The organism is Kaarinaea lacus (genome assembly GCF_975902315.1).
The window spans coordinates 1-7,981 of record NZ_CDLKIE010000377.1; the positions used below are offsets into that span (position 1 = coordinate 1).

Here is a 7,981-nt window from a genome sequence, read left to right on the forward strand (position 1 = left end):
CGGGCACAATTGGTTCCTCAGAGCGCTTTGAATATACGTTTATCGGTGATGCCGTTAATACCGCGAGTCGCCTGGATGGGCTGAGCAAGCGTCTCAATTATAAAATCATTATTTCCAGTGAAGTATATGGGAATCTGGATCGCGATGCGCAAGACAGGTTTGCGGATCTTGGTCAACAATCAATTCGTGGTAAATCACAACCCATCCATGTTTATGGCGCAGTTCCCCGCCTGGAAAACCAAAAAAGTGGCGACAACGTTGTCAGCTTAACGACCAAGAAGTCAGGTAACTTCTAGAGTAATAATCAATAGATCAGATGATTGTTTCGATCAGTTAATTGTTATTGTGCCGGCTGTATCGGCATTTCGCGTAAAATATAATTCCGCAGATCAATTCCATACTCTTCCGCTTGAACAACGCGGGATATTTCGTATTTGTGTTTGTTCTCGTCGGTACGGAATATATCGAGGTTGATTATTTTTGGTGGGTCAATGGCGCGTCTGTCTTTATCGCGCACCAGTAATACTTTAGGGAAGAGTCTGGTTTCCGGATTGTTGGTGACGACGATACCAATTTCGCTAGTATTTAATTCGACAACAGAACCAACGGGATAGATACCCAGGCACTGAATAAATTTCTCTACCAATAGCGCATCAAATAAATCTTCACGCCACACGTAAATGTTTTTTAATGTCTCTGTGCATGGCACAGGTGGTTTACCGTACATGCCCGTGGTGACGTTATCGTACACATCTGCAATTGCCACGATCATGGTGAAGATATCCAGCTGTTCAGAGCTAAGACTTTGCGGGTAACCAGAACCATTAGCGCGTTCGTGATGATCTCGAGCAATTGCGACTACCGAATCAGGTAGTCCTCTGGTGTTATGCAGAATCGCGGCACCAAAAGTAGTGTGATCCTGAAAAGTTTTAATATCTTCACTATTACAATTACTGAAATTTTCCAGTATCTCTTTCGGGATTTTTGTTTCACCAATATCGTGAAGCAATGCACCCATACCCAGTTCAGTTAAATCCTTTTTTTCGAATCCCAGGAATCTGCCAAACGTGAGCGCCAGGGTGCAGACATTTACCGCATGTGAAACAGCTTGATTACTCTTATCCTGTAATGTAGCCAGTAACATCATGGCATCTGGATGTCGTACGATACTGTCCACTATGGACGTTACAGTGTACTTTACTTCTGCTACATCAAGGCTGCGACCTAGTCGAACGTCTCCAAATATGTTTGTTACGTTGTCCTTGGTTATGTCATACATCTCCCGCGCCTTGGGGTACTCCTGCTCAAAAGTTGTTTCAAACTTTGGAGCGGATTTGATGTAGGATGATGTCTTAACGCGATTCACCTTGGATCGCATTGGTATAGCCGATAAATTGGTGGGAATTGGTATCGCGCTTTTTTCTGGATCTACGAATACGTACTCGCAAATCTTATCGAGCTGTTCCAGTTCATCAATATTGGTAATTCTGAACCCCTGGAATAAAAAGGGCGACTCCAGCCACGGGCGATCGAGTTCCGCGACATACATACCCTTTTGTAGATGTTTGGGGTCGATCATTACTTTCATATGGATCAGCTACTCCTGAGACTTGTCTTTCATCAATAAACAATAGTGGATATCTAAGTTTTCGGCACTTCTATATAAATGTTTAGTAGAACAGGTCGCACAATTGGCAATAATTACAAGGAATTGTGAGTTATTTATAGACGGCAAGATTGGGTGAAAAAATGTACTAGATCAGTTGTTAGCTGAGACAACGAGTATTGAATATTCGCTATTTTTTTTAACCCTTTTAACGCGATTGCCAAATCCATTTATGTCTTAATATTAACGGGTAATATGAGCAAAGATTTAATGAAAAGTTCCTCCGTGTTAGATAGCAAAACGATAACAATATAACAACCATTGATAAGCTGTCCTAACCTGAATTTAAACTCAATTTGAGTTAGCCCATATTGGTATATCCAATTAAAGTCATGTCGTTACGTTGTACAAACAATCATTCAATCCTTCACTGAATCTATATGCTTCCCGCATCACTGTCGTAATTTATGACTGCCACCCCTGTAGCTCTAATCAAAAAAGCAAATGCCTGATAAAACAAAATCTATGTAAAGATTAATGCTATGTAACATAGATTTTTATAATTCATCGCTTAATGAAAGTGATGTGATTTTCTTACTCTTTTGCAACACAATAATGATCCATTGATGAGATACGCATGTATTACTACAAAGTAAACGGGGTTCATGTGCATCAATGCCGGATCTATGCCAAATACTACTAGGCAAGCAATAAGGATCGTTTTAACTCACTCGTAAAGGATGATACGAGCATGCTTGATTACGCAAATTTTTTGTCCCAGCTTAACAATGATCAACAACACCAGTTGACAAACCTGGCGATTGCACGCGAGTTTGTCGATGATGAAATGATTGGCGCTTTGGGTAGTAACAATGACGACGTTTATATTCTGGTAAAAGGTCGCGTTAAGATCTGCGAATTAACCGCCGATGGGAAAGAGGTGATTTTATGGTTTTGCAGTGACGGTGAACTTATAGGGTTTGCAGAAGCTTTGGTGTCTTTAAAGTTTTCCAGTCACCAGGTTAATGCGCAAGCGTGCGGGCATGGCGAATTAATGGTAATAAAGCGCAGTGATTTTGTAAATTTTATGTCGGACAATCCCGCAGTTGTAATGCCCGTGGTTCAAACTTTAGGTTTTCGTTTGCGCGAAGTCAGTGAAGTACTGATGGATATTACCTCAAGTGATGTGACCTCGCGTGTCGTTAAGTTGCTTTCTCGATTGGGCGGTCTCTATGGTAAATCGGTAGATGGTGGTGTGCATATTGATATTCCGATAACGCATCAGGAAATGGCGGATATGATTGGTACCAGTCGTCAATCGGTAACCACTATATTAGGTGAATTAAAACGCCAGGGCATGATACGAGTTGAGCAACGAATGATTTTTATTCGTAATAAGGAATTATTACATTCTTCTTCGGAATCACGTATTAAACCGTCTAACTATGTTAGTGATAAGTCCCCGGAAAAAAATGCTGATGTTGAGCATTGACTGGAGCTAGTCCTGGTGAGTTAATGCGGTCCAGTTGTCCACTCTTTCTGTTCATCGGTTGCTAAAATAATCAGCTGACAGATTTATACTCGTTCTAATTACTTGGTCGCCTGCAATTCTCTTATTTATAATCATGTTATTTTGAGGTAGACTCGATTACACAGTTTGTGAAGGTTTCTATCTATATGATGTTAAAAACTGTAGCAATTGATTTGATGTAGTAAAGCTGCCGGACGTTGGGATGAAAACAAGTCTGGTTTAGAACATTGGTGGTGGCAGTGCGGGGAGAATCAGCATAATTGCTTATGGTGATGCACTGTATCAATTCTGAGGGAAGGTAAAGCAGTACTTGTAGTCCCGGGTTCGGCAGTTCCTATCGCAGTATTTATCATAGTTCCTATTCATCGAATTTCTGCTCATTTCACTAGTTCACCTGTTTTCTCTTGTGGTTTAAATTTCGCTTAAATTAGCTGGACGATTGCTTAATTTCCCGTCTGTGCGGCCGATAATCAATTATGTATTTATACGAATTGTGTAAAGGCAAAGAATAAATAGTAATAATATTAGTAGCATACAGGATCAATTGGTGAAGAAAGTACTCCTCATAGAACCATCAGCGACGCTGCGTCACGCCGCGAAAAAGCTCATGGAAAATAAAGGTTTTGATGTTACTGATTTGCCGAGTTTTTCCAAGGGGCTTACTAAAATAGCCGGACTGGAACACGATGCTGCATTCGATGTGGTTTGTTTGGGCTGGCCCGCCAAGACTGACGATATCGCGGATGAATTATTCGCCACGCTGGAAGAACCCCAATACCACAAATTGGGTGTTGTTGTGTTATCGCACGAAGCGGATAACGCGAAACTGGCGTGGGTAACGAAACGTAGCAAGACCGGTCTTGTGTTATGGGAAAACTACGCTGAAATAATTGATGCTATTGATTCTCTTACCGAGAAAAAATCAACGGCGTCCGTTTGGGAACCAGTAATTCCCAGTGACAACGCACCCATGCGTGTATTGTTTGTTGATGACTCTCCTACCGTTCGCGCGACTTACCGACGCCTGTTAACCCAGGCAGGATATATTACCGATACTGCCTCTTGTGTCGAAGAGGGCATGGAAAAAGCGACAACCAACCAGTACGATATTGGCATCATTGATTATTACATGCCAGATGGAACTGGGGATACGTTATGTCGTATGCTGCGAGACGATCCCCGTACCGTAAGTATCACCACTGCGATTATAACCGGAACTTATTCTGACAAAGCGATTATTGGTTCCTTGAGTGCCGGTGCCGTGGAATGCATGTTTAAGAATGAAGCCAAGGAATTATTTCTGGCGCGTATTGATGCTATGAGTCGCTCCATCAACGCGATGCGCAATATTCAGAATGATCATAAACGTCTGGAAGGAATACTGCGCTCCGTTGGGGATGGGGTTTATGGTGTTAATTGCCAGGGTGAAATAACCTTTATCAACCCGGCAGCCAAGTCCATTCTGGGATATACCGACAGTGATGTATTGATCGGTCAATTGGCTCATACGCTGTTTCATCATTCCCTGGAAGATGGTAGTGCTAATACTTTTGATAATTGCGAATTGCAGAAAACCTATCAGGAAGGTAATCAACTGGCATCGTGGGCAACCAGTTTTATGCATGCGGACGGTAAATCTATACCCGTTGAGTGTACAGTGTATCCATTATATCTGGATAACAAGTTACATGGTTCTGTTGTCGCGTTCCGTGACGTTACGGAACGTAAATTACTACTTGAGGAACTCAAGTGGCAAGCAACCCATGATCCATTAACCAAATTACCAAACCGAAGTTATTTTGAATCACTGTTGCTACAGGAAGTGAAAGCATTAAAAGGCTCAGATAATAACAGTTGTCTGTTATATCTCGATCTGGATCGATTTAAATATCTAAACGATACGGCAGGACATAATGCAGGTGACAAGTTGCTTGTTGCCGTCGGAAAGCAACTGTTATCAACGCTCCGTGCCTCTGATAGCCTGGCGCGTATTGGTGGTGACGAATTTGCGATTATTATTAGAAATGTTGATTCAGATTCTGTTTTTGCAGCAGCAGACAAATTCCGGGAAGTACTTGATAACTACCAGTTTAATTTCGGTGGAAAAACTTACAAGATAAATGTCAGTATTGGCGTTGCTCATATTACTAAAGAGAGCAAATCTTCCGGAGAAGTGTTAGCAAATGCGGATATTGCCTGTTACATTGCAAAAGGTAAGGGGCGTAACCAGACGCACATATTTGCCAGCGAAAACGACCAGAAAGCTGCGATGGATATTGAGCTGGGATGGTCGCAAAGGTTGCACGATGCGTTAGACCGTAATTTGTTTAAGTTACATTTTCAACCCATCATACCGCTGGAGAACCTGGATATTACTAAATTGCCCGAGGAAAATGGGCGCTTATGGCAGCAGGTAGCAAGTAAGCCCAGCGTTGATGGTATTCATCATTATGAGGTGTTATTGCGTTTACCGGATTCGCGTGGCGAACTGATTTCTCCTGAGGCATTTTTGCCTACCGCGGAACGTTTTAATATGATGACGTCAATTGACCACTGGGTAATACGGCATGCCATTGAAGCGTTGGCTTCCCAGCCGGATCAGGGTGCGCAAACATGCTTGTCAATAAATTTGTCGGGTCAGACCTTAGAGGATGAGAGTCTGGGTGCCTATATTCACAATCTTGTTCAAAAATTTGATGTTAATCCGCAGTCATTGTTGTTCGAGATTACGGAAACTTCAGCTATAGCCAACCTGGAAGCGGCTAACCGGTTTATATCCAGCCTGCAGGATCTGGGTTACCAGTTTGCGCTGGACGATTTTGGTAGTGGTTTTTGTTCGTTTTCACATCTTAAATACCTGCCTGTTAATCTGATCAAGATAGATGGGATATTTATTCAGGGCATGCTGCAAGATGGTGTTGATCGGGCCATCATTCATTCCATTGTACAAATTGCACATACTGTCGGGAAACAAACCGTTGCGGAGTTTGTTGAGAATGCAGAAATACTCAAGCTGTTAAAAGAGTGTGGTGTTGACTACGTGCAAGGCTATTACATAAGCCGTCCTTCTGACGCAATGCTGGTTTCCGCTGCAGCGGCCAAAGCAGCTGGTTAACAACACATTTATAGTTATAAAGACACTGGTTTATTTGTTGGCGATTTTACCGCTGATTTTTTTGACTTCAGTATCCAGGTGCCAGTGCATCTTTTCATTGCACAGTTCCAGGAGCGGATAAATGCTGGTAGCAATTTGTTTCAGGTAAGGCATTAACAGATCAAGTTCACCATTGTGATAAAGTTTTACAATGGTATCGAGACTGAGTTTTTGCTGTCTCGCCTCGTTGTACAGCCGGGCGCGTATTTCATCCGGATTGCTGCCAATAACGCGATTGCCTCCCAGTATTTTCGCCTGTTTGGCCCGATCCACGGCCTCATCCAGAATATCTGACGCGTTCATTTCCTGCTCATGGTTCAGGCTGGCAACACCGATGCTGACTGTTACAGGATTGGCCAGCACCGACTTGTCAAACTCTGTATTTGCAAACGTTTCCTTAATGCGTTCGCAAAGTGAGATAGCGTCAAAATGTTCGGCAGTGGGGGCGATGATGGCAAAGCGACTTTCACCAATGCGCGCAATAGTGTCTTCCTTGCGCATGGTCTGTTTAAGCAAATCAGCAGCCCATTTGAGTAATTTTTCGGTGACTTCCTGTCCGACGTTCAGGATGTAATCACTGAAGTTATCCAGATCAAGACAAAAAATCGAAAGCTCTTCGTGATGTCGTTTGGCGAATGAAATATCTTTCTCACCGCGCTCCATCAAATAGCGGTGGTTGTAAACACCGGTTAAGGTATCCAGTATGGCCTGTTCAATAAGGGCGTCTTCTGACTCTTCCAGGTCACGTATTGTTTGGTCCAGCTTAATGTAGGAGCGTACGCGTGCCAGAATAATCGTATTCTCAAAGGGCTTGGTTAAAAAGTCCGTGGCGCCAAGGTCCAGGGCTTTCTCGCGGATTTCAACCTGCGCTTCTTCAGCACCCGTGACCATAATGATAGGAATTTCATTAAGACGTGAGACAGCACTTTCGCGAATCCGCGTGATCAATCCAAAACCGTCCAGTTTCGGCATGCCCTGATCAGTGATAACCACCTGGATTTCATTATCCTGGCGTAACATGTTCCAGCCTTCTTCTCCGTCATAAGCATCAAGGACCTCGAATTCTTCCTTGATTGCTTTTTTAATCGCCGCGTGAACGATTCGTGAGTCATCAATCACCAGGACTTTTGGTTTGATGGCGGTGGACATCGTCGGCTTTGCCGCAGATTCAGCTAGGTTGGAGGATGGGTCCGTCATAACATCGCGATCCTTTTCGAAGGTCTGGTTTTCTGTCAATTTAACAAGAGCTTGCTACTACTTATCGGCCAGAATTGAACACTATTGAATGCCGATATTCCTGATTTTGATGTCGTTGGTGTGACTCGATAATTTACTGAAATTACAATAAAAAATGCCTTTATTGAGTAGGGCTCGAAAAGGCGCAGAGTGGATCAGGAGGTGTAATTAAGTCGCTAACCGCGACACCTGGAAGCGACGTCCCCAGGTCTGTCTGGTACAAATAACAGGCAATTAATAAAAATCTTTATAAAAGAATAGAAGCGGATATTGATATAACGATAAAGAATAAATGAGGGCAAAAAAAATCGCCTATCGACGATAAGAATAGTCGCATAGGCGATAGAACTTACAGTGTAAACCTACAGGATTCAGGCTACGCCTGAAACCTTATGGAAAGCTTAATCTCAACTAAAATAAATTTCTTATGCGATATTTCGGTTCATTTCCCAAC

The 7,981-nt window shown here is 42.8% G+C and carries 5 protein-coding genes; 3 read left to right on the forward strand and 2 right to left on the reverse strand.

Features of this window, described 5'->3' with window-relative positions; all coding sequences use genetic code 11:
- Window positions 1–296, forward strand: a 296-nt coding sequence (locus tag ACWVCM_RS12170; RefSeq protein ID WP_455202024.1) for an adenylate/guanylate cyclase domain-containing protein, incomplete at its 5' end; no start/stop codon positions are given.
- A 44-nt stretch (window positions 297–340) separates the two neighbouring features.
- Here the strand turns inward: ACWVCM_RS12170 and ACWVCM_RS12175 are convergent.
- A complete protein-coding gene (locus ACWVCM_RS12175; RefSeq protein WP_455202025.1) occupies window positions 341–1,588 on the reverse strand; it encodes an HD-GYP domain-containing protein in 1,248 nt (415 codons plus the stop codon).
- 769 nt (window positions 1,589–2,357) lie between these two features.
- On the opposite strand from ACWVCM_RS12175, the gene ACWVCM_RS12180 reads away from it, so the two are divergent.
- Both ACWVCM_RS12180 and ACWVCM_RS12185 read left to right on the forward strand, forming a co-directional pair.
- Window positions 2,358–3,098: a Crp/Fnr family transcriptional regulator gene (locus ACWVCM_RS12180; RefSeq protein WP_455202026.1), complete on the forward strand. Its 741-nt coding sequence runs from the start codon at window positions 2,358–2,360 to the stop codon at window positions 3,096–3,098.
- A gap of 586 nt (window positions 3,099–3,684) precedes the next feature.
- Window positions 3,685–6,252: an EAL domain-containing protein gene (locus tag ACWVCM_RS12185; RefSeq protein ID WP_455202027.1), complete on the forward strand. Its 2,568-nt coding sequence runs from the start codon at window positions 3,685–3,687 to the stop codon at window positions 6,250–6,252.
- A 30-nt stretch (window positions 6,253–6,282) separates the two neighbouring features.
- On the opposite strand, the gene ACWVCM_RS12190 is transcribed toward ACWVCM_RS12185, so the two are convergent.
- Window positions 6,283–7,488, reverse strand: coding sequence for a diguanylate cyclase (locus ACWVCM_RS12190; RefSeq protein ID WP_455202028.1), 1,206 nt, complete (start codon window positions 7,486–7,488; stop codon window positions 6,283–6,285).
- Window positions 7,489–7,981: the final 493 nt, after the last annotated feature.